Here is a 25,782-nt window from a genome sequence, read left to right as displayed (position 1 = left end):
TTTCTCATGCACATCCTTTGCAAAATGCTGAGAAAGTTACCGCGTCCGTTCACTTTGCTTCAGCGAACGTCGATAACCAAGTCACCTCGCCGAATTCGTCGCAAAGAAATATGCACTGATCGCGCCCGTCCGACCACCGGATCCACGGGTCCGGTACGTGCTAAACGCCCAGGCTGCGCCCGATGATCTCCTTCATGATCTCCGTGGTGCCGCCGTAGATGGTCTGCACCCTCGCATCGAGATAGGCCCGCGCAACCGAGTATTCGCGCATGTAGCCGTAGCCGCCGTGCAGCTGCAGGCAGCGGTCCACGAGATGGACCTGCTTCTCGGTCGAGTACCACTTGGCCATCGCGGCCTGCTCCGCGGTGAGGTTGTCGTCAAGATGCAGCTTGATGAACTCGTCGACCATCATCCGCACCACGGTGGCCTCGGTGGACAGTTCGGCGAGCAGGAAACGGCTGTTCTGCTGGCTGCCGATGGGTCTGCCGAAAGCCTTGCGCTCCTTGGCGTACTGCAGAGTGTCCTCGAGGACGGCCTCCATGGCCGCCGCGGCCATGATCGCGATGCTGATCCGTTCCTGGGGCAGATTCTGCATCAGGTAGATGAAGCCCTGGCCCTCCTCACCGAGGAGATTCTCCGCGGGCACCTTGACGTCGGTGAACGACAGCTCAGCCGTGTCCTGCGCGTCGAGGCCGATCTTGTCGAGTTTGCGGCCGCGTTCGAATCCCTCCATGCCGCGTTCGACGACCAGAAGTGAGAAGCCGAGTGCGCCCTTGTCGGGGTCGGTCTGGGCCACCACGATCACCAGGTCAGAGTGAATCCCGTTGGTGATGAACGTCTTGGAGCCGTTGAGGATGTAGTGGTCGCCCTCCTTGACCGCGCGCGCTTTGATGCCCTGCAGATCACTACCGGTGCCCGGTTCGGTCATCGCGATGGCGGAAATCAGTTCGCCACTACAGAACTTCGGCAACCAGCGCTGCTTCTGCTCCTCGGTGCCCAACCGGATCAGGTACGGCGCAACGACATCGTTGTGCAGGCTGAAACCCAGCCCGCTGTAGCGGCCGGCCGTCACCTCCTCGGTGATCACCGTGTTGTAGCGGAAATCCTCGACACCACCGCCGCCGTACTGCTCGGGGACGGCCATGCCCAGAAATCCCTGCTTGCCCGCCGCCAACCACACGTCGCGGTCGACGAGCTTGTCCTTCTCCCACTTCTCGTGGTGCGGCGCGACCTCGCGCTCGAGGAACGTGCGGAACGACTCCCGGAACATGTCGTGCTCGGGTTCGAACAGTGTGCGCTGGTAGGCGATGACCGGCTTGGCCTCTGCACCCATGGAGAATCCCCGTCGTCGTTGGTACGGATTGTTAGCGCCCAAGGTACCCCATCCAACCGGATGGTTGGGCGAGCAGAATGTGACGTTTGCGTCGCATTAGACTGACGGCCGTGGCCGCACCTCAGACCAGCTTGACGCACTGGGGAGCCTTCACCGCCACAGTCGCATCCGGCGATATCGCGTCGGTCCGCCCCCTCGCCGGCGACGCTGATCCGTCATCTGCGCTGGGCAATCTGCCCGGTTCCGTGCGGCACATCTCGCGGGTCACCACCCCGGCGGTGCGGCGCGGCTGGCTCAAGGAGGGACCGGGGCCGAGTTCGCGCCGCGGCGCCGACGACTTCGTCGCCGTGAGCTGGGACGAACTCGCCGAGATCCTGGGCGACGAACTGCGTCGGGTCGTCGACGCGTACGGCAACGAGGCGATCTACGGCGGCTCCTACGGGTGGTCCAGCGCGGGTCGGTTCCACCACGCGCAGAGTCAAATCCACCGATTCCTGAACTGCCTCGGCGGATTCACCTTCTCGCGGCATTCCTACAGCCTCGGGGCCACGGGCGTGATCATGCCGCGAGTGGTGGGCACCCACGACGACCTGTTCAAAAGGTCGACACAGTGGGACGTCATCGTCGAACACACCGACCTGATGGTGTGTTTCGGCGGCGTGGCGCTGAAGAACACCGGGGTCAATCACGGCGGCACCACGGCCCATCCTGCCCGCGACGCGCTGAACCGCTTCCGCGCCAAGGGAGGTCGCCTCGTGTCGATCTCGCCACTGCGGGACGACCTCGACGGCGAATGCGACTGGCACGCCCCCGTGCCCGGCACCGACGTGGCGATCATGCTGGCGTTGGCCTACGTGCTGGCCACCGAATCGCTGGCCGACCTTGACTTCCTCGCCAGCCATTGCACCGGCTACGAGCGTTTCGAGCGCTATCTGCTCGGTACCGATGACGGGGTGCCGAAATCTCCGCAGTGGGCCGCGCCCATCTGCGGCCTGGACGCAGGCGAACTCACGGCCCTCGCCCGGCGGATGGCGTCGAATCGCACGATCGTCACCGTCAGCTGGTCGCTGCAGCGCACCCGCCACGGTGAGCAGGCGCCGTGGATGGGGCTGACACTGGCCGCCATGCTCGGCCAGATCGGCCTGCCCGGAGGCGGATTCGGCCACGGATACGGGTCGATGAACGAGCCGGGACTGGCACCGGTGAAGTGCACCCTGCCCCGGCTACCCCAGGGAATCAACCCGGTGCGGTCCTTCATACCGGTCGCGGCCATCAGCGACATGCTTCTTCATCCCGGGGAGCCGTTCGACTACAACGGGCTTCGGCTCACCTACCCCGACATCAAGCTGGTCTACTGGGCGGGCGGCAATCCGTTCCACCATCACCAGAACCTGCCCCGACTGCGGCGGGCGCTGGGCAGACCGGACACCGTCGTGGTGCACGAGCCGTACTGGACGGCCATGGCCAAGCACGCCGACATCGTGGTGCCGTCGACGACATTCGCCGAACGCGACGACCTCTCGGGGTCGCGCAACGACCCCCTGCTGATGGCGATGCCGAAGCTCACCGAGCCGTACGCGCAGGCCCGCGACGACTACGACACGTTCGCCATGCTGGCCGAGCGGCTCGGGTTCGGGGACGCGTTCACCGAAGGCCGCAGCTCCCGGGAGTGGTTGGCGCATCTCTACGAGAACTGGTCGACCACATTGGATTTCGACGTTCCCTCGTTCGCCGAGTTCTGGCGTGCGGGCCGGTTGCGGCTGCCGACCGACGACGGCCTCACCCTGCTCGCCGACTTCCGCGCCGATCCGCACGGCCACCGGCTCGGTACGCCCAGCGGGTTGATCGAGATCTTCTCCGCCGACATCGACGGTTTCGGATACACGGACTGCGCAGGACATCCGCGGTGGTACGAGCCGGACGAATGGCTCGGCGGCCCACGGGCCGGTCGTTTTCCGTTACACCTGCTGGCGAACCAGCCGGCGAGCCGGCTGCACAGTCAACTCGACGGCGGCGCCACCAGCATGCAGTCCAAGGTGGCCGGGCGAGAACCGATCCGGATGCATCCCGACGATGCCGGCGAGCGCGGGCTCGACAACGGCGACGTGGTGCGGGTGTTCAACGATCGGGGCGCGTGCCTGGCCGGCGTGGTGGTCGACGATCGGGTCAGGCCCAGCGTCGTACAGCTCTCGACCGGAGCATGGTTCGATCCGGTCGACCCGTCGGATCCGGACTCCATGTGCGCGCACGGAAACCCCAACGTCCTCACCGAGGATGTCGGCACCTCGTCGCTGGCGCACGGATGCACCGGCGCCCACGTACTAGTACAGGTCGAGAAGTACACCGGCGTGCTACCGCCGGTGCGCGCTCATCAACCGCCGGTGCTCGCTCCGCGCTGAGCGGGGTTGCGCGGCCTGCGGCGTCGGGGAGCGCCGGCGCCGCGGGACGGACCACCGCGCCGTTGCTGCCCGGAGCTGTGCTCCGGCCGCTTTCCGGCGGGCCTGGGCGCGGGTGCAGACTTCGGAGCCGTCGCACGCAACGGGGCGATCTCGCCGACGAGGTTCTTCACCTCGACCGAGTCGGCGTGAACGTCGCTGGGGCGCACGGTGATACCGGCTTTACGCAGCAACTGCTGAGTGTCCTTGCGCTGCTCGGGAAGCACGACGGTGACCACGTCGCCGTCGCTGCCCGCGCGGGCGGTGCGACCGGACCGGTGCAGGTATGCCTTGTGCTCCATCGGAGGATCGACGTGCACCACCAACTCGACGTCGTCGACGTGCACACCGCGTGCGGCGATGTCGGTGGCCACCAGCACGCGCGCTTCACCGCTGGCGAACGCGGCGAGGTTCCTCTCGCGGGCCGGCTGAGACAGGTTGCCGTGCAGGTCGACCGAGGGCACACCGGAGTCGGTGAGCTGCTTGGCCAGCTTGCGGGCCTGATGCTTGGTGCGCATGAACAGGATCCGGCGGCCGGTACCCGAAGCCAGCAGGTGCACGAGGTCTTTCTTCTCCTGCACGCCGCGGACGTGGAACACGTGGTGGGTCATCTGCACGGGCGCGTCGGCGGCCTCGACCACCGAGTGCAGCACCGGGTTGTTCAAGAACCGCTTGACCAGCTTGTCGACGCCGTTGTCCAGTGTCGCCGAGAACAGCAGGCGCTGGCCGCCGGCCGGGGTCGCGGCAAGGATCCGGGTGACACCGGGCAGGAAGCCGAGGTCGGCCATGTGATCGGCCTCGTCGAGCACGGTGATGATCACCTGATCGAGGCTGATCAGCTTCTGCCGCATCAGATCTTCGAGGCGGCCGGGGCAGGCGACGACGATGTCGACGCCCGATCGCAGCGCCGCGACCTGACGGCTCTGCGAAACGCCGCCGTAGATCGTGGTGACGCGAAGACCCGCGGCAGTGGCCAGCGGTTCCATGGCCGTGGTGATCTGCGTGGCCAATTCACGGGTGGGTGCCAGCACCAGCCCCGCGGGGCGGGACGGCTGGCGCTTGCCGCCGGTGAGCCCGGCGACCAGAGGAATGGCGAACGCGAGAGTCTTTCCGCTGCCGGTCTTCCCGCGACCGAGCACGTCGCGCCCGGAGAGCGCGTCGGGCAGGGTGGCCGCCTGGATCGGGAACGGTTCGGCGATGCCGCGCTCGGCGAGCACGCTCACCAGCGATGCGGGCACGCCGAGGTCGGCGAAGGATGGTGCAGTCATGTGGAAGTCTTCCTGTCTTTTCCGGTCTTATCGGGGAGCGTGTGCCCGACAGCCGGGACGGAGATCGTCCAGCGGAGTGCGCACACAGTGGCGTTGTCGCCACTCGATAGAACTGATGGTGTTCGTCGGCGTTCTCTGGGGCGGTTACCTACTCTGGGCCATCCGCAGTCGACGTCGATCTTGATCCTACCGGACGACGCCGTATGCGGCGCATTCGTCCAGTTCAGTACGTTGCGAAGCCGTCCAGCGCGGCCGCCAGCGCAATCGGCACCCGCGCCTTGAACCTGGTCCCGGCCTCCATGTGCTCGACGGAATCGATCCGCCCCTCTGCGTGCACACGGTTGACCAGATCGCCTCGGCTGTAAGGGATTGTGACGTCAACCACAGTGTCGCGCGGCGCGATCATCTCCGCCATCCGCGACTGCAGACGCGCCAATCCCTCACCCGTATGGGCAGACACGAACACCGCGTCGGGTAGCGCGCGCCGCAAGTGCGCCAGCGCCAGCTCGTCTGCAGCGTCGATCTTGTTGACTACCAACAATTCTGGCGCAGAAGGCCGGTCACGTTCGGCGACGACGTCGTTGACCACCTGTCGTACCGCGTTGATCTGTGCCAACGGGTTCGCGTCCGAGCCGTCGACCACGTGCACCAACAGCTCGGCGTCGACGACCTCCTCCAGCGTGGAGCGGAACGCCTCGACGAGTTGAGTCGGCAGATGGCGCACGAACCCTACGGTGTCGGTGAGCACGAATTCGCGGCCGTCGGAGAGCTCGCCACGGCGAGTGGTCGGCTCAAGCGTGGCGAACAGCGCGTTCTCGACCAGCACCCCGGCGCCGGTGAGCGCATTGAGCAGGCTGGACTTGCCGGCGTTGGTATATCCGACGATGGCCACCGACGGTGCATCGCTGGCCAGCCGGCGACTCCGCTGGGTGTCACGGACCTGCTTCATGTCTCGAATTTCGCGGCGCAGCTTTGCCATCCGCTCACGGATTCGGCGTCGATCGGTTTCGATCTTGGTCTCACCGGGTCCACGCGTACCCACGCCGCCACCGCTACCGCCGGCGCCGCCACCCTGGCGTGACATCGACTCACCCCAGCCGCGCAGCCGGGGCAGCATGTATTCCATCTGGGCGTAGGCCACCTGGGCCTTACCTTCACGGCTGGTGGCGTGCTGGGCGAAGATGTCGAGGATCAGCGCGGTCCGGTCGATGACCTTGACCTTGACGGCCTTTTCCAGCGCGTTGAGCTGCGCGGGGCTCAGTTCGCCGTCGCAGATGACGGTGTCGGCACCGGTGGCCAGCACCACTTCGCGCAATTCCTGGGCCTTTCCCGAGCCGATGAACGTCGACGGGTCGGGCTTGTCGCGGCGCTGGATCAACCCTTCGAGCACCTCCGAGCCGGCCGTCTCGGCCAGTGCGGCGAGCTCGGCCATGCTGGCGTCGGCGTCGGCCGCGGTGCCGTCGGTCCAGACACCGACCAGCACCACGCGCTCCAGGCGCAGCTGGCGGTACTCAACCTCGGAGACGTCGGCCAGTTCGGTCGACAGTCCGGAGACGCGGCGCAGCGCGACGCGGTCTTCGAGCGCGAGCTCGCCGGTGCTGGGGATCTTGTTGGGAGATTCGGGATACGTCATAGGCGAATCAAGATTCGCACGAATGTCAGTGAACATGCACTTCTATTAACGATGCTGGGCCGCCCACCATTCCTCGGCGAGGTCGCCGTGCGCGACCAGGACCGACGGCCCGCGCAGATAGCTGGTGGCGTCGGTGACGACCACCACGACCTCTCCGCCCGGAATGCGCACCCGAAGTTCCCCGGTCCGAGCCCCTTGATGCGCCAACGCGGCGACGGCCGCGGCCACGGTGCCGGTGCCACACGACCGGGTCTCCCCCACGCCGCGTTCGTGCACCCGCATCGACACCACGCCTTCACACGGCGCGGTCACCACCTCGATGTTGACGCCGTCGGGAAACTGCGCCGCATCGAACTGCACCGGCGCTGCCACATCCAGCCCGGCCAGCGCGTCCTCGGTCAGGGCGGCGTCAACGCAGGCCAGGTGCGGGTTGCCGACGTCCACCGCCAGGCCGGTGAAGGTGCGTCCGCCGACCGTCGCGGTGCCCGCCCCGAACTGGCTGGTCTTGCCCATCTCGACGGTGACGTCTGCAGTGGTCCGGTTCACCTGGTGCAGGACCACCGGCCGCGGGCCGGCCAGCGAGCCGACGACGAACTCGGCGCGCGACTCCAGCCCGGTGGCGCGCAGATAGTGGGCGAACACCCGTACCCCGTTACCGCACATCTGGGCGATCGAGCCATCGGAGTTGCGGTAGTCCATGTACCAGTCGTCCTCGGCGACGCCCTCCGGGAGCCGCTCGAAGACGCCTGCGGCCAGCGCGGCGCCCGCGGTGGTCACCCGCAGCAGCCCGTCGGCGCCCAGCCCTCGTCGGCGGTCGCACAGCGCGGTCACCGCGGCCGGCGTGAGCGCCAACTCGGCGGACAGGTCGGGCAGCAGCACGAAATCGTTCTGCGTGCCGTGCCCCTTGGCGAACTTCACCTGGTCAGGATACGTGCCAGTGGCGCAGCGCCTCGTCGACGTTTCCGGGGGCGGCGCCGTCGAGCCAGGCGATGCGGTGATCGCGGCGGAACCAGGACCGCTGCCTGCGGACGTACCTGCGGGTGCCGACGAAGGTCGGCTCCCGCGCGGCGGTGCCGTCGCCGCCGGCATCCAGGTCGGCGAGCACCTGGGCATAACCCAGCGCACGCGCGGCGGTGACACCGTCGCGCAGGCCGAGGCCGCGTAACGAGACGACCTCGTCGATCAATCCGCGTTCGAACATCGTGTCGGTTCTTCGCCGCAGCCTCTCGTCGAGAAGTGCTGTCTCCCAATCTAATCCGATGATGACCGAGTTCCACCGCGGCGTTCCGATGCTGGGCGCCGACGCCGCGAACGGCTGGCCCGTCAGCTCCACCACCTCCAGCGCCCGCACGATGCGCCTGCCGTCCGTGGGCAGGATCGAAGCGGCCGCCACCGGGTCGACACCGGCCAGCTCTCCGTGCAACGCGGCGACGCCGACCTCGGCCAGGCGCTGCTCCCAGCGGGCCCGCACCTGCGGGTCGGTGGCGGGGAACGACCACTCGTCGAGCAGCGATTGGAGGTACAGCATGGACCCGCCGACGATGACCGGTAACGCCCCCCGGGCGGTGATCGCCTCCACATCGGCCGCCGCGGCCTGCTGGTAACGGGCCACCGTCGCGGTTTCTGTGACGTCGAGAACATCGAGCTGGTGGTGCGCGATCCCGCGGCGTTCGGCCACCGTGAGCTTCGCGGTGCCGATGTCCATGCCGCGGTAGAGCTGCATGGCGTCGGCGTTGACGACCTCGACGGCGATCTCGGCGCTGAGGGCGTCGGCGACGGCCAGCGCGAGTTCGGATTTGCCGGTGCCGGTCGGGCCGACGATGGCCAGCGGCCGGATCGTCGTCATGGGGTCCAGGCGCCGACGAAGTAGCCGACGCCGTACGGAGCCCCGCGGTAGAGCTCGTCGGCCGAGCGCGGTCCGGGGCCGGCCAGCCCGGCCAGCACCTGGTAGGCGACCCGCCCGACCACAGTGTCGGGCACCCGGGCCAGCGCGTCGGTGTCGCCGGCGGCCAACGCGTCGTCGAGCGCGGCCTGGATCGGCAGTGACTGCGGGTCGTAGCCCCCCGGAGCCGCGGCCGTGAGCGTGTTGGCCCCGTCGGCGACGACGAGCACGCCGACGTCGTCGCCGGCGGTGTCGATCTGCGCGCGCAGCTGTGCCCCGAGCGCGACGGCCTGACCGGCGTCCTGATCGGCACGGTAGACGTGCGCCTCGATGCCGGCCCGCGGCGCGGCGACGCCGCGCAGCCAGGCAGCGATCAGCACGCACAGCGGCATGGCGACCGGCTGGGCCCCCCGGGACGCCGCGGACAGCCCCACCGCGACGTCGACCCCGTAGCCGGCGAAGGTGCCTGCCGAGGCAGCACCGTAGACGCCGTCGGTGGGTGCGGTGCCGACGGCGATCCAGCGCAACGGCAGGTTCGCGGCCGCGGTCATCGCGGCGGCCCGCAGTTCCGCGGTCTCGGCGGCCGCGGCGGAGGCGAGCTCGGGGACCATCACCGGAGCGGACGGGACGATGGCGATGGCGCTCAGCACGCGATCAAAACTAGCCTCCCGCGCCCGCCGGCTCCCGCGTCGCCGCCTCCCCGCGTGCCAGCGCCGCCGTCGCCACCACCATGACGACCACCGCGACGATCAGCGTGACCCAGCCGGCTTCTCCCGGACGCAGCGCCTCGCCGAGCACCACGACGCCCAGCGCGCAGGCCACCATCGGCTCGGTCACCGTCATCGTCGGCAGTGACGCCGTCAGTGACCCGGCGCGGAACGACGCCTGCTGCGTCGAGGTGCCCAGCACCGCCACTATCGCCCACGCATACAGCTCCGGCGTGCGCACCAGCTCCAGTACGCCGGCCAGGCTGGTCACGTCGAGGCGATGCACCACGGCCTTGGTCAGCACGGCAAACAGACCCCACAGCGCACCCGAGACCACCGCCATCAACATCGCGCTGACCGCCCCCGACCACACCCGGGAGCCGATCACGCACAGGGCAAGCACCGGCCCGAGCACCGCGGCCACCCAGAGCCACGTGTCCACGGATGCGCGGGACGAACCCTCGGTGGGGTTGCCGATCGTGACGATCACCGCCACCGCCGCGGCGAGCAGGGCGGCCCACACCCACTCCCAGCGGGTGACGCGCCGGTGCGACAGCCAGGCATTGAACGGCAGCGCGAACAGCAGCGACGTGACCAGCAGCGCCTGCACCAACAGCACCGACCCCAGCCCGAGCGCCGCAGCCTGCAGCGCGAAGCCTGCGGCGGCGACACCGCTGCCCAGCCACCACCGGCGGTCCTTGAGCAGCGCGAGGAAAAGCTGCAGATGGCTGACCGAATCGTCGGTCACCTCATGGGCCGAACGCTGATGGATGACATCACCGACCGCGATGAAGAACGCGGCGGCGAGGGCAAGCAGTGCGGCGATATCCGCTTTCGCCATCGGCTCCCTCTCGGAGTGTTTTCGCACAGAGCCTAGGCACCGGCGATGCCGAAGGCGTGGGCGCAGCGCCGGGCAACCTGTTTCAATAGCCTGAAGACACACCATCGACACTGTTCGAGACAGCTGTAGGCGTCGCGCTGCGCGGCAGGTGCGCGGGCAACCGCGCGGAGGACACGAGGTAACCGACATGACGATCACCGAACCGGGCGGATCCCACGAAGCCGGCCAGCAGGTCGCCGGGCAGGACACGGAGTCCGGACCCGAGACACCGGAAGCGCCGAAGCCGTCCGCTGCGGCCAAGCCGAAGCCGGGACCGGCACGTCCAGGCCCTCGTCCCGCCGCCCCGGCAGCCGCCCCGGTGGTCAGTTCGGTCCCGGCCAGCGACCCGCACCGGTACGGCCGTGTGGACCCCGACGGCACGGTGTGGCTGATCACCGCAGCCGGGGAACGCACCATCGGGTCGTGGCAGGCGGGCGACCCGGAGGCAGCATTCACGCACTTCGGCCGCCGATTCGACGACCTGCAGACCGAGGTGGTGCTGCTGGAGACCCGACTGGCGTCAGGATCGGGTGACGCCCGCAAGATCCGCTCGGCGGCCAAGACGTTGGCCGAGAGCCTTCCGGAGGCGCACGTCCTGGGCGACGTCGACTCCCTCGCCGCGCGCCTGGCCGCGATCGTCGAGCACGCCGACAGCGCGACGCAGGAAGAGAAAGCCAAACGCGACGAGCTGCGCGCCGCGCAGACGGCCCGCAAGGAAGCGCTGGCCGCCGAGGCAGAGGACCTCGCGGCCAACGCCACGCAGTGGAAGACGGCCGGGGACCGGTTGCGAGCCATCCTCGACGAGTGGAAGACGATCACCGGACTGGACCGCAAGGTCGACGACGCGCTGTGGAAGCGCTACTCGGCGGCGCGCGAGACCTTCAACCGGCGCCGTGGGTCGCATTTCGCGGATCTCGACCGGGAACGCGCCGGCGCCAAACAGGCCAAGGAATCGTTGTGCGAACGGGCCGAGGCCCTGTGCGACTCCACCGACTGGGGGCCCACCTCGGGCACGTTCCGCGACCTGCTGGCCGAGTGGAAGGCTGCGGGCCGCGCGTCCAAGGACGTCGATGACGTGCTGTGGGCACGCTTCAAAGCCGCTCAGGACAAGTTCTTCTCGGCCCGCAACGCGGCGACCGCCGAGCGCGACTCGGAGTTCCGTGCCAATGCCAAGGCCAAGGAGGCCCTGCTGGCCGAGGCCGAACGCATCGACACCTCGGATCTGAACGCGGCCAAGGCCGCGTTGCGCACGATCGGCGACAAATGGGACGCCATCGGCAAGGTGCCCCGCGAGCGTTCGGCGGATCTGGAACGCCGGCTGCGTGCGGTGGAGAAGAAGATCAGGGACGCGCCGACCGGCGGTGTCGATCCTGAGGCCCAGGCCCGCGCCGACCAGTTCCGGGTTCGCGCGGAACAGTTCGAACGTCAGGCGGAGAAGGCGGCCGCTGCGGGCCGCACCAAGGACGCCGAGCAGGCCCGTGCCAGCGCCGAGCAGTGGCGGCAGTGGGCCGATGCGGCGGCGGACGCGGTCAGCAAGAAGCGCTAGCCGGCCGGCTCGCCGTCGGTGCTCTTCGGCGGGCCGGGTTCGTCGGGGAACGTCTCGAGCAGGCCCTTGCGCTGACCTTCGGCGATCACCTGGCGCCGGTGCTCTTCGGCAGCCAGCTGCAACGCGGTGCGGGTGGCCACCACCCTGGCCCAGTGATAGCTCAGACCGATGACAGCCAGCCACGCCATGACGAGCCCGATGCCGGGGCCGGGGTAGGGATCGGGCGCGGTCTGCCGCGACCACACCGCGAGCAGCCCGAGGAACGAGGCGACGGTCGACCCGGCCAGCGCGATCCACGCCAGTGCCCACCGCCGCGTCAGCAGCGCCAGCATCGAGAAGCCGACGCCGAAGACGAGGGAGATCCAGGCGAAGACCCGCAACGGCAGCGTGATGCCGTTGTCGACCGCGGCGTCCGAACCGACCAGCACGTCGAGTCCCCTCGCGCCGCCGGTGTGCGGCAGCACCAGCGTGGCCAGCAGGACGAACACCAGAATTGCGACGACCAAAGCCCGTGCGCCGGGGTCGATCTCACGTGCCACCCGGCGCTCGGCGGCATCGATGTCGCCCTTGAAGTCTTCGAACCCGCTGCCGCCCCTGACGTCGCCGCTCATCGTGAGCACCCCGCGGTGACAGGCGCGGGCCGGGGGACGCCGATCGCCGGCATCCCGAGCCCGACCCCGGTGCGAGGCCGCTCGCCGGCGGCGTGCGCGTCGCCGGCGCGGGTACGGCGGTGCTCGATCGGGCTCGCATCGGCGATCAGGTGGTGCGGGGCGGCGCCGGTGACGGTGGTGACCACGATGTCGCCCGGCCGGATTGCAGCGCCAAGGTCGCCGGGAGCGAAATGCACGAGCCGGCCGTCGCGGGCACGGCCCGACATCCTGGCCGTAGCCGCGTCCTTACGTCCCTCTCCGGTGGCGACCAGCAACTCGACGCGTCGTCCGACCTGAGCGGCGTTCTCCTCCAGCGAGATTCGTTCCTGGAGCTCGATCAGCCGCTGATAGCGCTCGGAGACAACGGCTTTGGGGACCTGACCGTCCAGGTCGGCGGCCGGGGTGCCCGGCCGCTTGGAGTACTGGAACGTGAAGGCGGTGGCGAACCGGGACTCGGCGACGACGTCGAGGGTGGCCTGGAAATCCTGCTCCGTCTCGCCGGGAAACCCGACAATCAGATCGGTGGTGATCGCGGCGTCGGGAATGGCGGCTCGGACGCGGTCGATGATGCCGAGGTAGCGGTCGGAGCGATAGGACCTCCGCATCGCGCGCAGAATCCGGTCGGAGCCGGACTGCAGCGGCATGTGCAGGGTCGGGCACACGTTGGGTGTCTCGGCCATCGCCTCGATCACATCGTCGGTGAATTCGGCGGGGTGCGGCGAGGTGAAGCGCACCCGCTCCAGTCCGTCGATGCGGCCGCACGCCCGCAGCAGTGCCCCGAATGCTCCCCGGTCGCGGGGCTGGTCTGGGTCGGCGAACGAGACGCCGTAGGCGTTGACGTTCTGCCCCAGCAGGGTGATCTCCAGGACGCCCTGGTCCACCAGCGACCGGACCTCGGCGAGCACATCCCCCGGGCGTCGGTCCACTTCCTTACCCCGCAACGACGGGACGATGCAGAACGTGCAGGTGTTGTTACATCCCACGGAGATCGAAACCCAGGCCGCGTAAGCGGATTCGCGCCTGGCCGGCAACGACGACGGGAACTCCTGTAGCGCCTCCGCGATTTCGATCTGGGCGGCGCGGTTGTGGCGGGCCCGGTCGAGCAGGGCGGGCAACGAGCCGATGTTGTGGGTCCCGAACACGACGTCGACGTAGGGGGCCTTGCGCAGCACCGAATCCCGGTCCTTCTGGGCCAGGCAGCCACCGACGGCGATCTGCATGTCAGGTTCGGCGTGCTTACGGGGCGCAAGGTGGCTGAGATTGCCGTAGAGCTTGTTGTCGGCGTTCTCGCGCACCGCGCATGTGTTGAACACCACGATGTCGGCGTCCGCACCCTCGCCGGCGCGTCGGTAGCCGGCCTCTTCGAGCAGACCGGCAAGTCGCTCGGAATCGTGCACGTTCATCTGGCAGCCGTAGGTGCGTACCTCGAACGTGCGCGCACTCGGTGGTTCGCAGGACGAACGCGTGGGCGAGGGTCCGCTCGCCTGCTGCGTCACCGTGGACGTCACCGTGGAAGTCACCGCCCCATCCTACGGAGCGGGACGCAGTCCCCTAAATCAGCCGGACGGGCCGGTCCCACGCGCCGCGTTCGCGGTGGATCGGTGAGTTACCGGCACGCTGGACGTTCCCTGGGTAAGGTCATCACGCATGGAGAGCCCCGGTCAGTCCCCTGACGTGCCGATGGTCTCGATGAAGGCGGTCAACAAGCATTTCGGCGCCCTCCACGTCCTCAAGGACATCGATCTCGACGTCGGCAAGGGACAGGTGGTCGTCGTGCTCGGCCCGTCCGGTTCCGGCAAATCGACGCTGTGCCGGACCATCAACCGGTTGGAGACCATCGATTCGGGGACGATCACGATCGACGGCGTCGTGCTGCCCGAGGAGGGACGCAAGCTCGCACAGTTGCGGTCCGATGTCGGCATGGTCTTCCAGTCGTTCAACCTGTTCGCGCACAAGACAATTCTGGACAACGTGACCCTCGCCCCGATGAAGGTGCGCAAGTCGTCGAAGGACAAAGCCAGGAACAAGGCGATGTCCCTGCTGGAACGGGTCGGGGTGGCCAACCAGGCCGACAAGTACCCGGCCCAGCTCTCGGGCGGCCAGCAACAGCGCGTGGCGATCGCGCGCTCGCTGGCGATGAACCCGAAGGTGATGTTGTTCGACGAGCCGACGAGCGCACTCGATCCCGAGATGATCAACGAGGTGCTGTCGGTGATGGCAGATCTGGCCACCGAGGGCATGACGATGATCGTGGTCACCCACGAGATGGGTTTCGCGCGCCGAGCCGCCAACCGCGTGGTCTTCATGTCGGACGGCGCCATCCTCGAAGACGCCGAACCCGTGCAGTTCTTCGACAACCCCCAGACCGACCGTGCCAAGGACTTCCTCGGCAAGATCCTGCATCACTGACACCGGAGCCCCCGGCGAAAGGAAACATCCCATGTCCCCGAAGTTCCTGTCCAAGCGAGTCATCGGTGTACTCGCGCTGGCCGCTGCACTTCCGTTCGCCGCCACCGCGTGCGGAGGAAGTGGCGGAGGCGGAGGCGACGGCGACACGATCGTCATCGGCACCAAGTTCGACCAACCCGGTCTCGGCATGAAGAACCCGGACGGCACGATGAGCGGTTTCGACGTCGACGTCGCCACGTACGTCGCCGGCGAACTCGGCTTCGCACCGGACAAGATCGAGTGGAAGGAAGCGCCCTCGGCGCAGCGCGAGAACCTGATCCAGAACGGCCAGGTCAAGTTCATTGCCGCGACGTACTCGATCACCGACGCCCGTAAAGAGAAGGTGTCCTTCGCCGGCCCGTATCTGATCACCGGGCAGAGTCTGCTGGTGCGTTCGGACAGCAACGACATCACCGGCGCGGCGTCGCTGCAGAACAACAAGATTTTGTGCTCGGTGTCGGGCTCGACGCCGGCGCAGAAGATCAAGGACGAGTACCCGGGCGTTCAGCTGCAGCAGTACGACACCTACTCGGCGTGCATCGAGGCGCTCAAGAACGGCGCGGTGGACGCCGTCACGACCGACGAGGTGATCCTCGCCGGCTATGCCGCGCAGAGCCCGGGCGCATTCAAGATCGTCGGCGAGCAGTTCTCCGAGGAGCGCTACGGCATCGGCCTGAAGAAGGACGACGAAGAACTGAAGACCAAGATCAACGACGCGCTCAAGAAGATGGAGGACAGCGGCGCCTGGAAAGAGGCGTTCGACAAGAACCTCGGCCCCGCCGGGATCACCGCGCCGGCGCCCCCGCCGCTCGACAACTGATCGGCTGGGACCGACGTCCTGTGGAGGTTTTCACCGAGTACCGCGACGAGATCTTCGCCGCCTTCTGGACCACCATTCAGCTGACGGTGTTCTCGGCGATCGGTGCACTTGTGCTCGGCACGGTGCTGGCCGCGTTCCGGCTCGCACCGGTGCCGATGCTCAATCTGATCGGCACGGCGTACGTGAACATCGTGCGCAACACCCCCCTGACGCTGATCATCCTGTTCTGCTCGTTCGGGTTGGCCCAGACACTGGGGGTCACGCTGGCCACCCGGCAGTCGCCGACGTTCATCGAGGACAGCAGCTTCCGGTTGGCCATGCTCGGTCTGACGGTCTACACGGCGTCGTTCGTCTGTGAGACCATCCGCTCCGGGATCAACACCGTGCCCCTGGGGCAAGCCGAGGCGGCCCGGTCCCTGGGCCTGTCATTCGGCCAGAATCTGCGAATCGTGATGCTGCCGCAGGCCTTTCGGGCCGTGGTCATCCCGATGGGTTCGGTGCTGATCGCGCTGACGAAGAACACCACGATCGCGTCGGCGATCGGGGTGGCCGAGGCTGCGCTGTTGATGAAGGAGATGATCGAGAACACGGCGGCGGTGATGGTGGTCGGCGGCATCTTCGCCCTCGGTTTCGTCGTCCTGACTCTGCCGACCGGGTTGCTGTTCGGCTGGCTCGGAAAGCGGATGGCGGTGGCCAGGTAATGGCTGCCGGATCTTCTGTCCTGTTCGACGCCCCCGGGCCGCGGGCGCGGATACGCAACCATGTGATCAGCGCGGTCACTGTCGTCGTGTTCCTGGCGGTCGCGTGGGTGGTGTATTCGCGGCTGCAATCGGCAGGTCAGTTGACCGCGGCCAAGTGGGAGCCGTTCCTGACGTCCGACCTGTGGGTCACCTACGTGCTTCCTGGAGTGGAAGGCACCCTGAAGGCGGCCGCTGTCTCGATCGTGCTGGCGCTGGCGCTCGGCCTGGTGCTCGGCGTGGGCCGGATGTCCAACCACAGCGGTATCCGCTGGTTCTGCTCGGTGTTCGTCGAGTTCTTCCGCGCCGTCCCGGTGTTGATCATGATGATCTTCGCGTACTTCCTGTACGCGTTCTACGACGTGTTCCCGGCGCAGTACCTTGCGCTGGCCGGCGTCATCACCGGCCTCACGCTCTACAACGGCGCCGTGATCGCCGAGATCGTGCGGGCCGGCGTGCACGCCCTGCCGCGAGGGCAGGGCGAAGCGGCATCGGCGCTGGGCATGACGTCAGGGCAGACGATGAGGTCGATCCTGCTCCCGCAGGCGATCACGTCGATGCTGCCGGTACTGATCTCCCAGCTCGTTGTGGTGCTCAAGGACACCGCGATCGGCTACCAGATCACCTTCGTCGAGATGGTCCGCCAGGGCACGGTGGTGGGGTCCTCCTATGGCAACTACATCCCTGCCCTGATCGTCATCGCACTGCTGATGATCAGCGTCAACTTCGCGCTCTCGTGGTTCGCCACCCGACTCGAGCGCCGGCTGAGCCGGGCCGGGCGTGGGGCCGCCCCGATGAATGCCGATGCCGTCGAGCAAGAAGGCGTTCCGGGCGCCAAAGCTGTGTGACCCTCGCCGCGCGACGCCGGAAGGTGAGATGACGACATCCCTGCACGCATTCCAGATCCTGCCCGAGGCGACACTTCGCGACATGGTGGACCTGATGGTCCGGCTCATCGAGGCGTGCGGAGTCGTGGTCATCATGATCGGCGCGATTGTGGCGATCGTGAAGTTCGTCGTCGCCCTGGGACGTCGGGACATCAACCAGTTCTCGTCGGTGCGGCTGTCCCTGGCACGTTTCCTGGTGCTCGGGCTTGAGTTCCAGCTTGCCGCCGACGTTCTCCGCACGGCCATCTCACCGTCGTTCGAGGAGATCGGCAAACTGGCGGCGATCGCCGCGATCCGCACGCTGCTCAACTACTTCCTCAACCGCGAGATCGCGCAGGAACAGCGCGAGATCGAACTGCTGGACCGCAAGCGTCCGGCCGAACCCCCGCCCGCCTCGTGAGCATCGTCCTCGCGGCGTCGTGGTGTGTCGCCGTCGCCGGGATCGTGCTCGGTGTCGCCACGTTGGCCGTGTTCGGCAAGCCGCTGCCGGCGTTGCGCGTGATGCTCGAGTTGCTCACCGCGGCGGGACTGCTCCGCTTGAGCGCCGACGCCTCCTGGGCCGCGATCGCGGCCGCCGCCGCACTGATCGCCCTGCGGAAGACGCTCACGCACAGCCTGATCGCGGACTTCACCGCCTCGCCGTGGCGGGCGCGCCACACCACGAGCTAGCGGCCCGCGACGAGTCACGCCTGACTCACACCCTGCGGCGTTCCCTTTCGTTGGCCAGTTCCGTGGTGACCACGTCCAGCGCCATCGACTGGTGGTAGCCCCGCCGGGCCAGCATTCCGACCAGGCGACGCGCCACCTTGTTCTCGGCGTCCCGGTCTCCGGGGTCTCCCAGCTTCTCGCGCCGCAGCCTGTCCCGGACCAGCTGTTCGGCGCGGGTCCGTTCGGCGTCGGCGTCGATGTCGGCCAGTGCCGCGTCGATCACCTCGTTGCCCACGCCCTTGGTCCGCAACTCAGCGGCCAAGGCGCGCTTGCCCTTTCCGGCGTTGACGTGTCGCGATCGTACCCACTGCTCGGCGAAGTCCTCATCGTCGATGAGACCAACCTGGGTCAGCCGGTCGAGCACCGAGGCGCTGACGTCGTCGGGATATCCCCGCTTCGCCAGCCGCTCCTGCAGCTCGGCGCGGGTTCGGGCCCGCGCGGTGAGCAGGCGCAGGCACAGCGCCCGCGCCTGCTCGTCGCGCTTGTCGTCGGCCGTGCCGTCGGTGCTAGAAGTCGACGGGCGCGGGGAGAGCGTCATCAGCTTCAGCGGTCACCACGGCCCCGATACCGAGCTTCTCCTTGATCTTCTTCTCGATCTCGTTGGCCACCTCAGGATTTTCGATCATGAAGTTGCGGGCATTCTCCTTGCCCTGGCCCAGCTGCTCACCGTCATAGGTGAACCACGATCCGGACTTGCGGATGAAGCCCTGCTCGACGCCCATGTCGATCAGCGAGCCCTCCCTGCTGATGCCCTTGCCGTAGAGGATGTCGAACTCGGCCTGCTTGAACGGCGGCGACACCTTGTTCTTGACGACCTTGACCCTGGTGCGGTTGCCCACCGCGTCCGTGCCGTCCTTGAGCGTCTCGATGCGGCGCACGTCCAGACGGACAGAGGAGTAGAACTTCAACGCCTTACCGCCCGTTGTGGTTTCGGGAGACCCGAACATCACGCCGATCTTCTCGCGGAGCTGGTTGATGAAGATCGCGGTGGTGTTCGAGTTGCTCAGCGCGCCCGTCATCTTGCGCAGCGCCTGGCTCATCAGGCGGGCCTGCAGACCGACGTGGCTGTCACCCATCTCGCCCTCGATCTCGGCGCGCGGCACCAGAGCGGCGACCGAGTCGATGACCAGGATGTCCAGCGCGCCGGAACGGATCAGCATGTCGGCGATCTCCAACGCCTGCTCACCGGTGTCGGGCTGGGAGACCAGCAGTGCGTCGGTGTCCACGCCGAGCTTCTGGGCGTAATCGGGGTCGAGCGCGTGCTCGGCGTCGATGAAGGCGGCGATACCGCCTGCGGCCTGCGCGTTGGCAACCGCGTGCAGCGCCACGGTGGTCTTACCCGAGGATTCCGGGCCGTAGATCTCGATGACGCGGCCACGCGGCAGTCCACCGATGCCCAGCGCGACGTCGAGGGCGATCGATCCGGTGGGGATGACCGAGATCGGCACCCGCACCTCGTCGCCCAGGCGCATCACCGAGCCCTTGCCGAAGTTCTTGTCGATCTGCGCGAGCGCCAGTTCCAGGGCCTTCTCGCGATCGGGGGCTTGCTGAGCCATGATGTACCTCTCCAGGTAGTCGTTGTTGACCGGTTCTCGGTCGGTTGGCTGTGACGCTAGGCCAGGGCTCCGACAAATCCCCGCGGTCGAACTGCCACCACAGTAGACGAACAGGTGTTCGATTCAAGTGGACACGCCGATCGACTACTTTTCGGGAACATGACGACACGCGAGGACGTCCGGATACCTGCCCACGGTGAGCACCTGGCCGCCTACGTCTACCGGCCGGACACCACCGACGCCGACGTTGCCTGCATCGTCATGGCCCACGGTCTGTCCGGGACCCGCGAGGACGCCCTACCCGCGTATGCCGAGGCGTTCTGCGCCGCCGGGTATGCCGTGGTGCTGTTCGACTACCGCCATTTCGGCGCCTCCACCGGCCTGCCCCGTCAGCTCATCGACATCCGCCGCCAGCAGCAGGACTACCGCACGGTGGTCGCGTGGGCCCGCGACCTCGACGGCGTCGACCCGGATCGGATCGTGCTGTGGGGAACGTCCTACAGCGGCGGCCACGTCCTGTCCGTCGCCGCCGGAGATCCCCGCATCGCCGCGGTGATCGCCCAGGCGCCCTTCACCGACGCCGTTGCGTCACTGCTCGCCGTCCCGGCCAGAATCATCCCGGCGGTGCTGCTGGCTGCCGTACGCGACCAGGTCAACGCCTGGCGCGGGCGCGCGCCCGTGCTGCTGCCCGCCGTCGGCGACCCCGGCGACGTCGCGGCGATGACCTCACCCGACGCCCGACCCGGGCTGGAGGCGATCCTCGGACCGAACTCGCTGTGGCGCAACGAATTGGCAGCGCGCCTGATGCTGCGGTTCCCGTTCTACCGCCCCGGCGCCAAGACCGCCCGGCTGGGCATGCCCGTCCTGGTGTGCGTCTGCGACCGCGACACCACGACACCGCCAGGTCCGACGGTCCGAGCGGCCCGGCGGGCGCCGCGAGGGGAGCTGCGCCACTATCCGTACGGTCATTTCGACGTCTACCACGATCCGCAGGTCAAGGCCGATCAGCTGGCGTTCCTGGACCGGGTCTTCGCCGGGGTCGTCGCCTGAGCGCTCACCACTGATTGCGGGGAACATCGAAATCGGCGCAGAGCGCCCGCCAGACGTCCCGCGGATCGACGCCGTCCTCGATGGCCTGCGCCGGCGTGCGGCCGCCCAGGGCGGTCAGCACATGGTCGACGAGCATCGACGACGCCCGTATCGCACCGAACTGTCCCTCGACCAGTTCATGGAATTCCGTCAGCCGCACACGCCGAATCTACGCGCAGGCGCCCACCGCGTCATGGCACACCCGTACCGGATCAGCCACCTGCGCCGCGGTGGCCCCGGCCCGCCGGGCCGCGTCGCGATAGGTCGGCGAACCGAGGACCTCCCGTACCGCCGCAGCCAGCGCATCGGCGGTCAGCGGCCGAATTAGCTGCGCGCTGCCTTGGCGCACAACACGATTCGCAATCTCCCACTGGTCTCCCCCGCCCGGGACCACCACCATCGGCACACCCGCCAGCATCGATTTCGCGACGGTGCCGTGTCCGCCTCCGCAGATCAGCAGGTCCGCCCGAGACAGCAACTCGTCCTGGCGGCCCAGGCCGACCACCGCCCAGGGCGGCACCTCGAAGTCCGGCTCCTCCAGCCGCGACACCACCAGCCGGGCGCCGTCGGGCAGTACGTCCCCCGGCGTCAGTGTCGCCAGCGCGAGTTCGGTGAGCCCGGCCGCGCCCGTCATCGCGGTGGACGGTGCGACGACCACGACGGGGCCGTCTCCCGGGGGCAGCGTCAGCACCGTGGCGGTGGGCTCGTAGTGCAGCGGGCCCACCACGACCGCTTCCTCGGGCCAGTCGGGCCGCGGCACCTCCAGGGCAGGCAGCGTCGCGATGAGGCGGCGCACCGGGCCCGGATCGTCGGCAGGCAGGCCGATCCCGACACGCGCCTGCGCCCGCTGCTGCAGGCCGGCCCGCCACGACCGCGCGCTCAGCGCCCGCAACACGGCGTCGCGCACCCGGCCACGGAGGCCGGTGCCCGGCGCCAGGCCGCTACCCAGCGGCGGCAGACCCCGGGACGGCCGGTACAGCGGATGGGTGTTCAGTTCGATCCAAGGCAGACCGAGGAGATCGGCAGCCAGTCCCCCGCAGGTGGTGATCGAATCGGAGATCACCAGATCGGGATCGAGACCCGCGATCAGGTCCGTGTTCAGCACTGCCATCCGCGCGGCACGCCGGTGAAGCTTGGCACCGGAATCGGTGTCGTCGTCGAACGCCGTCGGATCCAGGCCGAGGAGTTCGGCGGCGTCGACACCTTCGGCGCGCGCCGCGTCGAGCCACTTCGTGCCGGTCAGCAGCGTGGGGGTGTCACCGGCAGCCAGAAACTTCAGGCACAACGCCAGCGCCGGAAACGCGTGCCCCGGATCCGGTCCCGCGACCACGGCAACGCGCATGCGGGCTACCCTGCCACAGCGTCTGCGGTTAGGCTCCGGCGATATGACTGATGAGGCACTGCCGACGGCGACCACCGCGATCGCCCACCACACCGACACAGTGCAGAGGTTCCTGTTCGCCCTCGCCGACGAGGACTTCGACACCGTCGAATCACTTGCCGCACCCGAGTTGGTCTGGGAGAACGTCGGGCTCCCGTCCATCCGCGGGCGCCGCAGGATCATGAAGTTGCTGCGCGGGGGCGAGGGCAAGTTCGGGTTCGGGGTGAAGTTCCACCGCGTCGCCGGCGAGGGCGGCACTGTGCTGACCGAGCGCACCGACGCGATCATCCTCGGCCCGGTACGCCTGCAGTTCTGGGTCTGCGGCGTCTTCGAGATCAACCGCGACGGCCAGATCACCCTGTGGCGCGACTACTTCGATCTCTTCGACGTCATGGTGAAGGCACCGCTGCGTGCGCTCGCCGGAATCGTGGTGCCCTCGCTGAACCCGAGGCTCTAGAACTCCCCGACGTCAGGCCTGCTTGAGCCGGCCCAACTCGTCGAAGGCCTGCGCCCAGCCCGTCAGCCGGTCGGTGGCCATCCCGAGTTGGTCGCGGTAGCGCCGCTGCGACATCGGCGAACTCGACATTGACCCGGAGTTCGCTGCCGACACCAATTGCGCTGCCGCAGAGACCATCTCGTTGTACTGGCGGGCGCCGAGGTCGAGTTGGGTGGTGAACGCGGTGATCGTGGGCGCCAGGTAGGCCCGCGACTGCGGCGCCGACTTGACGGCCTTCTCCATCGAGACGACCTCGTTGGCGGTGGCGGACATGGTCGCGGCGGTGTGTTCGGCGGCGACCCGCAGTTCGAGCAGTTCGCCGGCGGGCAGCATCTGACCGCGCTCCATGACGCCGAGCAGGGAGATCAGGCCACGTTCGGATGCCACCAGGGCCGACATCGGCTGCCTGGCCGCCGATCCCCAGGGGGGCAGCCTGCGCGCCGCCGGGGTGCGCTGCGGCGGGAGTGGTTCCCCGCGCAGCCAGCGATACCGCAGGAACGCCAGCGTGGCCAGGAATGCAGCCCCGACGGCGATGGGCGACGGAATGAACAGCGCCCACACCGGGGTGCTCCACGAAGCCAGCAGCGCCGTCACGCCCAGCCAGAACAGCGCCGACACCGTGAAGAACACGCCCAGCCGCAACGCCCAGCGCCGTTTGCGGAGCAACTTGGCCCGCGGATCGGCAGCCGCGCTGAGCTTCTCGGCCACAAGGCCGGACCAGTCCGCGGCGGTGTCGACGCCGCGTTGGGCCAGCGAGCGCCAGCGTTCCGGTCGGCTGGTCCGAGTGCTCACGTCTTACTCCCTGACATTTATTGCGACAGTGGGTTTTCCGGCGCGGGATTGGGATTGGCGGCTGGGGTGGCGGGATTCTGGGCCGGGGCGGCAGCAGTCCCACCACCGGCGGGCAACTGTTCACCGCGCATCGACGCGCGGATCTGCTCCAGACGGGAATGCCCGGCCATCTGCACGCTGGCCGACTGCACCTCCATCATCCGGCCCTGTACCGAGTTCTGGGCCAGCTCAGCCGAGCCGATGGCATTGGCGTAGCGGCGCTCGATCTTGTCGCGCACCTCGTCGAGGCTGGGGGTGCTGCCCGGCGCGGCAAGCTCGCTCATGGAGCGGAGCGACGCACTGACCTGCTCCTGCATCTTGGCCTGCTCCAGCTGCGACAGCAGCTTGGTGCGCTCGGCGATCTTCTGCTGCAGCATCATCGCGTTCTGCTCCACGGCCTTCTTGGCCTGGCCCGCTGCCTGCAGCGCCTGGTCGTGCAGACCCTTGAGGTCCTCCACGCTCTGCTCCGCGGTCACGAGCTGTGCGGCGAAGGCCTCGGCTGCGTTGGTGTACTCGGTGGCCTTGGCGGCATCACCGGCTGCGGTCGCCTGATCGGCGAGCGTGAGCGCCTGGCGAACGTTGACCTGCAGCTTCTCGATGTCGGCGAGCTGACGGTTGAGGCGCATCTCCAGCTGACGCTGATTGCCGATCACCTGCGCCGCCTGCTGGGTGAGCCCCTGGTGCTGGCGTTGAGCCTCCTCGATGGCCTGCTGGATCTGCACCTTGGGATCGGCGTACTCGTCGACCTTGGAGCTGAACAGCGCCATCAGGTATTTCCACGCCTTGCTGAACGGATTGGCCATGAATTCATTCCGCCTTCGTGTCTGTCTGTGTCGGCTGTACCCGGAAGTACCTTGACCCAACTTATCGGTTTCGCGCAGATCGCCACACCCCTGCGCGGTCAACCGGTCAGGCCACCGCCATGGACACGACCTGCGGAATGACAACCTTGGTCATGGCGTCGATGTTGGCGGCGCCGGCCGGTGCGGGCGCCGCGGCGCGGGACTCCTCGACCGCGAGCTCGTCGCCCGCCTCCGAGAGAACTCGCGACAGCGGGACATCCAGCGCCCCGCAGATGGCGCTGAGCAGCTCGCTGGACGCCTCCTTGCGGCCGCGCTCCACCTCGGACAGATAGCCGAGGCTGACCCGCGCCGAATCCGACACTTCACGCAGGGTGCGCCCCTGCTCGACCCGGGCGCGACGCAGCACGTCGCCGATCACCTCGCGCAGCAGTGTGGTCATCGCGCGTCCTCCTTGGCTCGACTACATAGCCCAACGCTCAACGTCGCCGGGATGGTTCCCGACGTCGCCACATCCCTTGAGGCCACCCTTGACGCCGACCCTCAACGCCGACGGGAATCCCGGGCCGCGGACACGAAGTAGTCGATGCCGGTGAGCACGGTCAGCACCACCGCGGCGAGCATGACGCCCCAGGCGACGGTGAGCCAGGTTCCGGACAGCGGCATGATGAAGAGCCCGATGGCCACGGCCTGCACAAGGGTCTTGACCTTGCCGCCCCGGCTGGCGGGGATGACGCCGCTGCGCAGCACCAGCAGCCGCAGCAGGGTTACCCCGAGCTCGCGGACCAGGATCACGACCGTCACCCACCACGGCAGGTCGCCGAGCATCGAGAGTCCGACCAGGGCCGCGCCGATGAGGGCTTTGTCGGCGATCGGGTCGGCCAGCGTGCCGAACTCGGTGACCATCCCATAGCTGCGGGCGAGCGCACCGTCGAAGTGGTCGGTGATCACGGCCACCGCGAAGATGGCGAATGCCGTTATTCGCCAGAAGGTTTCATGACCGTCTCCGACGAACAACGCCACCAGGAACACCGGGACCAAGACCATGCGGAAGCCGGTGAGCGCGTTGGCGAGATTCGCCACCCGGGCACGGGGAACCACAGGATCGGTATGTGGTTGGCCCGGCACCGCCACAGAATACTTGTTGCCGGTGCCGATACCCTTGGCGAGCATGAGCGCAGATGCGGACACGTCCGCCGATCAGCTCGTCGTGCGCCGTGCCCGGACATCCGATGTGCCGGCCATCAAGGGGCTCGTCGACATCTACGCAGGCAAGATCCTGCTGGAGAAGAACCTGGTGACGCTGTACGAGTCGGTGCAGGAGTTCTGGGTGGCCGAGTTGTCGGGCGAGCTGATCGGCTGCGGCGCCCTGCACGTGCTGTGGTCGGACCTCGGCGAGGTGCGCACCGTCGCGGTCCATCCCAAGGTCCGGGGTCGGGGTGTCGGCCACGCGATCGTGGACCGCCTGCTCGCGGTGGCCGCCGATCTGCACCTGCAGCGGATCTTCGTGCTCACGTTCGAGCAGGAGTTCTTCGCCAGGCACGGCTTCCGCGAGATCGAGGGAACACCGGTGACAGCGGAGGTCTACGAGGAGATGTGCCGCTCGTACGACACCGGCGTCGCCGAGTTCCTCGACCTGTCCTACGTCAAGCCGAACATCCTCGGCAACACCCGGATGCTGTTGTTGCTCTAGGC

Annotated in this window: 28 protein-coding genes; 11 read left to right on the top strand and 17 right to left on the bottom strand. The window is 68.1% G+C overall.

Going from position 1 to position 25,782, the window contains the following annotated elements; genetic code table 11:
* Positions 1 to 160: 160 nt before the first annotated feature.
* Positions 161 to 1,333, bottom strand: a complete 1,173-nt coding sequence (locus EL337_RS11260; protein WP_048634733.1) for an acyl-CoA dehydrogenase family protein — start codon at positions 1,331 to 1,333, stop codon at positions 161 to 163.
* A gap of 110 nt (positions 1,334 to 1,443) precedes the next feature.
* Between EL337_RS11260 and EL337_RS11255 the strand changes: the two genes are divergently transcribed.
* A complete protein-coding gene (locus EL337_RS11255) occupies positions 1,444 to 3,732 on the top strand; it encodes a molybdopterin-dependent oxidoreductase (protein WP_048634732.1) in 2,289 nt (762 codons plus the stop codon).
* On the opposite strand, the gene EL337_RS11250 is transcribed toward EL337_RS11255, so the two are convergent.
* The 6 genes from EL337_RS11250 to EL337_RS11225 all read right to left on the bottom strand — a co-directional run bounded on the left by EL337_RS11250 (position 3,705) and on the right by EL337_RS11225 (position 10,099).
* Positions 3,705 to 5,036, bottom strand: a complete 1,332-nt coding sequence (locus EL337_RS11250) for a DEAD/DEAH box helicase (protein WP_048634731.1) — start codon at positions 5,034 to 5,036, stop codon at positions 3,705 to 3,707. The genes EL337_RS11255 and EL337_RS11250 overlap by 28 nt on opposite strands.
* A 223-nt stretch (positions 5,037 to 5,259) precedes the next feature.
* Positions 5,260 to 6,669, bottom strand: a complete 1,410-nt coding sequence (gene hflX / locus EL337_RS11245; protein WP_197724222.1) for a GTPase HflX — start codon at positions 6,667 to 6,669, stop codon at positions 5,260 to 5,262.
* 45 nt (positions 6,670 to 6,714) lie between these two features.
* Positions 6,715 to 7,587 (bottom strand): diaminopimelate epimerase, encoded by an 873-nt coding sequence (gene dapF / locus EL337_RS11240; RefSeq protein WP_048634729.1) that lies wholly within the window; start codon positions 7,585 to 7,587, stop codon positions 6,715 to 6,717.
* A 4-nt stretch (positions 7,588 to 7,591) separates the two neighbouring features.
* Positions 7,592 to 8,506 carry a tRNA (adenosine(37)-N6)-dimethylallyltransferase MiaA gene (gene miaA / locus EL337_RS11235; RefSeq protein WP_048634760.1) on the bottom strand — a complete coding sequence of 305 codons (915 nt, stop codon included), beginning with the start codon at positions 8,504 to 8,506 and terminating at the stop codon, positions 7,592 to 7,594.
* Positions 8,507 to 8,511: 5 nt separating this feature from the next.
* The gene (locus tag EL337_RS11230) at positions 8,512 to 9,201 is read right to left on the bottom strand and encodes a class III extradiol ring-cleavage dioxygenase family protein (RefSeq protein ID WP_048634728.1); all 690 of its coding nucleotides are present in this window, start codon (positions 9,199 to 9,201) and stop codon (positions 8,512 to 8,514) included.
* 10 nt (positions 9,202 to 9,211) lie between these two features.
* Positions 9,212 to 10,099 carry a DMT family transporter gene (locus EL337_RS11225; RefSeq protein ID WP_048634727.1) on the bottom strand — a complete coding sequence of 296 codons (888 nt, stop codon included), beginning with the start codon at positions 10,097 to 10,099 and terminating at the stop codon, positions 9,212 to 9,214.
* Between the two features lie 187 nt (positions 10,100 to 10,286).
* On the opposite strand from EL337_RS11225, the gene EL337_RS11220 reads away from it, so the two are divergent.
* Positions 10,287 to 11,684: a DUF349 domain-containing protein gene (locus EL337_RS11220; protein ID WP_048634726.1), complete on the top strand. Its 1,398-nt coding sequence runs from the start codon at positions 10,287 to 10,289 to the stop codon at positions 11,682 to 11,684.
* Here the strand turns inward: EL337_RS11220 and EL337_RS11215 are convergent.
* Both EL337_RS11215 and miaB read right to left on the bottom strand, forming a co-directional pair.
* A complete protein-coding gene (locus EL337_RS11215) occupies positions 11,681 to 12,295 on the bottom strand; it encodes an Rv2732c family membrane protein (RefSeq protein ID WP_048634759.1) in 615 nt (204 codons plus the stop codon). The two genes, EL337_RS11220 and EL337_RS11215, sit on opposite strands and share 4 nt — an antisense overlap.
* The gene (gene miaB, locus EL337_RS11210) at positions 12,292 to 13,842 is read right to left on the bottom strand and encodes a tRNA (N6-isopentenyl adenosine(37)-C2)-methylthiotransferase MiaB (protein ID WP_109860216.1); all 1,551 of its coding nucleotides are present in this window, start codon (positions 13,840 to 13,842) and stop codon (positions 12,292 to 12,294) included. The genes EL337_RS11215 and miaB overlap by 4 nt, the downstream gene beginning before the upstream one ends.
* Positions 13,843 to 13,981: 139 nt before the next feature.
* Between miaB and EL337_RS11205 the strand changes: the two genes are divergently transcribed.
* From EL337_RS11205 to EL337_RS11180, 6 genes are read left to right on the top strand one after another with little or no spacing between them, the layout of a single operon-like run.
* The gene (locus tag EL337_RS11205) at positions 13,982 to 14,743 is read left to right on the top strand and encodes an amino acid ABC transporter ATP-binding protein (protein WP_048634725.1); all 762 of its coding nucleotides are present in this window, start codon (positions 13,982 to 13,984) and stop codon (positions 14,741 to 14,743) included.
* Between the two features lie 31 nt (positions 14,744 to 14,774).
* Complete coding sequence (locus EL337_RS11200) at positions 14,775 to 15,602, top strand: glutamate ABC transporter substrate-binding protein (RefSeq protein ID WP_048634724.1); 828 nt, start codon at positions 14,775 to 14,777, stop codon at positions 15,600 to 15,602.
* Positions 15,603 to 15,622: 20 nt separating this feature from the next.
* A complete protein-coding gene (locus tag EL337_RS11195; protein WP_048634723.1) occupies positions 15,623 to 16,303 on the top strand; it encodes an amino acid ABC transporter permease in 681 nt (226 codons plus the stop codon).
* Positions 16,303 to 17,187 (top strand): amino acid ABC transporter permease, encoded by an 885-nt coding sequence (locus tag EL337_RS11190; protein ID WP_048634722.1) that lies wholly within the window; start codon positions 16,303 to 16,305, stop codon positions 17,185 to 17,187. Before EL337_RS11195 ends, EL337_RS11190 begins: the two co-directional genes overlap by 1 nt.
* 28 nt (positions 17,188 to 17,215) lie before the next feature.
* A complete protein-coding gene (locus EL337_RS11185) occupies positions 17,216 to 17,626 on the top strand; it encodes a DUF1622 domain-containing protein (protein ID WP_048634721.1) in 411 nt (136 codons plus the stop codon).
* Positions 17,623 to 17,895, top strand: a complete 273-nt coding sequence (locus tag EL337_RS11180; protein ID WP_048634720.1) for a hypothetical protein — start codon at positions 17,623 to 17,625, stop codon at positions 17,893 to 17,895. The genes EL337_RS11185 and EL337_RS11180 overlap by 4 nt, the downstream gene beginning before the upstream one ends.
* 25 nt (positions 17,896 to 17,920) lie before the next feature.
* On the opposite strand, the gene recX is transcribed toward EL337_RS11180, so the two are convergent.
* Positions 17,921 to 18,472 carry a recombination regulator RecX gene (recX, locus tag EL337_RS11175; RefSeq protein ID WP_048634719.1) on the bottom strand — a complete coding sequence of 184 codons (552 nt, stop codon included), beginning with the start codon at positions 18,470 to 18,472 and terminating at the stop codon, positions 17,921 to 17,923.
* On the bottom strand, positions 18,441 to 19,490 hold the full coding sequence (recA, locus tag EL337_RS11170) for a recombinase RecA (protein WP_048634718.1): 1,050 nt from the start codon (positions 19,488 to 19,490) through the stop codon (positions 18,441 to 18,443). The genes recX and recA overlap by 32 nt, the downstream gene beginning before the upstream one ends.
* Positions 19,491 to 19,649: 159 nt before the next feature.
* Between recA and EL337_RS11165 the strand changes: the two genes are divergently transcribed.
* Positions 19,650 to 20,540 carry an alpha/beta hydrolase gene (locus EL337_RS11165; RefSeq protein ID WP_048634717.1) on the top strand — a complete coding sequence of 297 codons (891 nt, stop codon included), beginning with the start codon at positions 19,650 to 19,652 and terminating at the stop codon, positions 20,538 to 20,540.
* A gap of 4 nt (positions 20,541 to 20,544) precedes the next feature.
* On the opposite strand, the gene EL337_RS11160 is transcribed toward EL337_RS11165, so the two are convergent.
* A complete protein-coding gene (locus EL337_RS11160) occupies positions 20,545 to 20,739 on the bottom strand; it encodes a DUF3046 domain-containing protein (RefSeq protein WP_048634716.1) in 195 nt (64 codons plus the stop codon).
* 9 nt (positions 20,740 to 20,748) lie between these two features.
* Positions 20,749 to 21,921: a glycosyltransferase gene (locus EL337_RS11155; RefSeq protein WP_048634715.1), complete on the bottom strand. Its 1,173-nt coding sequence runs from the start codon at positions 21,919 to 21,921 to the stop codon at positions 20,749 to 20,751.
* A 43-nt stretch (positions 21,922 to 21,964) separates the two neighbouring features.
* Between EL337_RS11155 and EL337_RS11150 the strand changes: the two genes are divergently transcribed.
* Positions 21,965 to 22,417, top strand: a complete 453-nt coding sequence (locus EL337_RS11150; RefSeq protein WP_048634714.1) for a limonene-1,2-epoxide hydrolase family protein — start codon at positions 21,965 to 21,967, stop codon at positions 22,415 to 22,417.
* 12 nt (positions 22,418 to 22,429) lie between these two features.
* Here the strand turns inward: EL337_RS11150 and pspM are convergent, their stop codons facing one another.
* The 4 genes from pspM to pgsA form a co-directional block, all read right to left on the bottom strand.
* The gene (gene pspM / locus EL337_RS11145) at positions 22,430 to 23,248 is read right to left on the bottom strand and encodes a phage shock envelope stress response protein PspM (RefSeq protein ID WP_048634713.1); all 819 of its coding nucleotides are present in this window, start codon (positions 23,246 to 23,248) and stop codon (positions 22,430 to 22,432) included.
* A gap of 17 nt (positions 23,249 to 23,265) precedes the next feature.
* Positions 23,266 to 24,090 (bottom strand): phage shock protein PspA, encoded by an 825-nt coding sequence (gene pspA / locus EL337_RS11140; protein ID WP_048634712.1) that lies wholly within the window; start codon positions 24,088 to 24,090, stop codon positions 23,266 to 23,268.
* 106 nt (positions 24,091 to 24,196) lie between these two features.
* Positions 24,197 to 24,529 carry a transcriptional regulator ClgR gene (gene clgR, locus EL337_RS11135; protein WP_048634711.1) on the bottom strand — a complete coding sequence of 111 codons (333 nt, stop codon included), beginning with the start codon at positions 24,527 to 24,529 and terminating at the stop codon, positions 24,197 to 24,199.
* Positions 24,530 to 24,630: 101 nt separating this feature from the next.
* A complete protein-coding gene (gene pgsA / locus EL337_RS11130; protein WP_048634757.1) occupies positions 24,631 to 25,215 on the bottom strand; it encodes a CDP-diacylglycerol--glycerol-3-phosphate 3-phosphatidyltransferase in 585 nt (194 codons plus the stop codon).
* A 43-nt stretch (positions 25,216 to 25,258) separates the two neighbouring features.
* Between pgsA and EL337_RS11125 the strand changes: the two genes are divergently transcribed.
* Entirely contained in the window at positions 25,259 to 25,780 is a 522-nt protein-coding gene (locus tag EL337_RS11125) for an amino-acid N-acetyltransferase (RefSeq protein ID WP_048634710.1), read from the top strand.
* Positions 25,781 to 25,782: the final 2 nt, after the last annotated feature.

The sequence above is a fragment of the Mycolicibacterium aurum genome, from assembly GCF_900637195.1.
Taxonomy (GTDB): domain Bacteria; phylum Actinomycetota; class Actinomycetes; order Mycobacteriales; family Mycobacteriaceae; genus Mycobacterium; species Mycobacterium aurum.
The sequence above is the reverse complement of the archived record's forward strand: the minus strand, read 5'-3'. Positions and strand labels throughout refer to the sequence as shown.

What these genes read in the sequence shown, in the direction of transcription:
- EL337_RS11260 (WP_048634733.1), bottom strand. Translation starts at nt 1,333, where the DNA reads ATGGGTGCAGAGGCCAAGCCGGTCATCGCCTACCAGCGCACACTGTTC.
- EL337_RS11250 (WP_048634731.1), bottom strand. Translation starts at nt 5,036, where the DNA reads ATGACTGCACCATCCTTCGCCGACCTCGGCGTGCCCGCATCGCTGGTG.
- hflX (WP_197724222.1), bottom strand. Translation starts at nt 6,669, where the DNA reads ATGACGTATCCCGAATCTCCCAACAAGATCCCCAGCACCGGCGAGCTC.
- EL337_RS11225 (WP_048634727.1), bottom strand. Translation starts at nt 10,099, where the DNA reads ATGGCGAAAGCGGATATCGCCGCACTGCTTGCCCTCGCCGCCGCGTTC.
- EL337_RS11220 (WP_048634726.1), top strand. Translation starts at nt 10,287, where the DNA reads ATGACGATCACCGAACCGGGCGGATCCCACGAAGCCGGCCAGCAGGTC.
- EL337_RS11215 (WP_048634759.1), bottom strand. Translation starts at nt 12,295, where the DNA reads ATGAGCGGCGACGTCAGGGGCGGCAGCGGGTTCGAAGACTTCAAGGGC.
- EL337_RS11205 (WP_048634725.1), top strand. Translation starts at nt 13,982, where the DNA reads ATGGAGAGCCCCGGTCAGTCCCCTGACGTGCCGATGGTCTCGATGAAG.
- EL337_RS11200 (WP_048634724.1), top strand. Translation starts at nt 14,775, where the DNA reads ATGTCCCCGAAGTTCCTGTCCAAGCGAGTCATCGGTGTACTCGCGCTG.
- EL337_RS11190 (WP_048634722.1), top strand. Translation starts at nt 16,303, where the DNA reads ATGGCTGCCGGATCTTCTGTCCTGTTCGACGCCCCCGGGCCGCGGGCG.
- EL337_RS11185 (WP_048634721.1), top strand. Translation starts at nt 17,216, where the DNA reads ATGACGACATCCCTGCACGCATTCCAGATCCTGCCCGAGGCGACACTT.
- recX (WP_048634719.1), bottom strand. Translation starts at nt 18,472, where the DNA reads ATGACGCTCTCCCCGCGCCCGTCGACTTCTAGCACCGACGGCACGGCC.
- recA (WP_048634718.1), bottom strand. Translation starts at nt 19,490, where the DNA reads ATGGCTCAGCAAGCCCCCGATCGCGAGAAGGCCCTGGAACTGGCGCTC.
- EL337_RS11165 (WP_048634717.1), top strand. Translation starts at nt 19,650, where the DNA reads ATGACGACACGCGAGGACGTCCGGATACCTGCCCACGGTGAGCACCTG.
- EL337_RS11155 (WP_048634715.1), bottom strand. Translation starts at nt 21,921, where the DNA reads ATGCGCGTTGCCGTGGTCGCGGGACCGGATCCGGGGCACGCGTTTCCG.
- EL337_RS11150 (WP_048634714.1), top strand. Translation starts at nt 21,965, where the DNA reads ATGACTGATGAGGCACTGCCGACGGCGACCACCGCGATCGCCCACCAC.
- pspA (WP_048634712.1), bottom strand. Translation starts at nt 24,090, where the DNA reads ATGGCCAATCCGTTCAGCAAGGCGTGGAAATACCTGATGGCGCTGTTC.
- clgR (WP_048634711.1), bottom strand. Translation starts at nt 24,529, where the DNA reads ATGACCACACTGCTGCGCGAGGTGATCGGCGACGTGCTGCGTCGCGCC.
- EL337_RS11125 (WP_048634710.1), top strand. Translation starts at nt 25,259, where the DNA reads ATGAGCGCAGATGCGGACACGTCCGCCGATCAGCTCGTCGTGCGCCGT.